The organism is Stenotrophomonas sp. 05L44_2 (genome assembly GCF_056665995.1).
On record NZ_JBFTNR010001022.1, the window covers coordinates 1 to 1,030 of the forward strand.

The window sequence follows — 1,030 nt, forward strand, 5'->3', positions numbered from 1 at the left end:
GATTTAGAAGCTAGGGAAGCGCCGAATTCCTACGAACGAGGCCTGTGGACAGAGAGGTCAGCACGCAAGCGGAAGCCGCTGGATCGGATCCCGCTGCGTGCTCATATCCAACGTGTCTCGTCATCTCAGCATGTGGATTCCACAGCTGGCTTCCCGGGATCGTGGGTTCCATGCGCCGACAACCCATCAGGGCAACGTGGATTCTCTCATCTGCAGGAGCCGCCAAGGGCGGCGGTAAGCATTCGCAACGATGCTCCACGTGGAACAAAAAAAGACGCCCGGGAGATCCCGGGCGTCCATGTGTTCCACGTGGAACGGCGCAGCTGTCAGAGACGCAACGGCATCACCACATGACGCGACTTCTCGCTGCTGGATTCGCGCACCAGCGCCGAGGAATTGGAATCGCGCAGCTGGATGATCACTTCTTCGTCGCGCAGGGCGGAGAGGGCATCCAGCAGGTAGTTCACGTTGAAGCCGATGGCCAGGTCGCTGACCGTGGTGTCGGCCTCGATCTCTTCCTGGGCTTCTTCCTGCTCCGGGTTGTGCGCGCTGATCTTCAGGTTGCCCGGCGAAACTTCCACGCGGATGCCGCGGTACTTCTCGTTGGACAGGATCGCAGCACGCTGCAGCGAGGCACGCAGTGCTTCGCGATCAACCTTCACCTCGCGGTCGRCACCAATCGGAATCACTGCCTCGTAATCCGGGAAGCGACCGTCGATCAGCTTCGAAGTGAAGGTCACATCGTCGCGCTTCACGCGAACGTGGCTACGGCCGACTTCCAGTTCGATCTCGCGATCACCGCTTTCCAGCAGGCGCWGCAACTCGGTCACGCCCTTGCGCGGCACGATGATCTGGCGCTTGGAACCGCTGGGCTTGGCCAGATCGGTTTCGCACAGGGCCAGCCGATGACCGTCGGTGGCGACAGTGCGCAGCGCATCTCCGCGCAGGTCGAACAGCAGGCCGTTGAGGTARTAGCGCACGTCCTGCTGGGCCATCGCGAACGCAGTGCGCTCGATCAGCTCCTTCAGGG

1 protein-coding gene is annotated in these 1,030 nt (G+C 61.7%); it reads right to left on the minus strand.

Annotated features, from left to right (window positions below; genetic code table 11):
- Positions 1-326: 326 nt before the first annotated feature.
- Positions 327-1,030, minus strand: a 704-nt coding sequence (dnaN, locus tag AC1VAN_RS22815; protein ID WP_480986864.1) for a DNA polymerase III subunit beta, incomplete at its 5' end; no start/stop codon positions are given.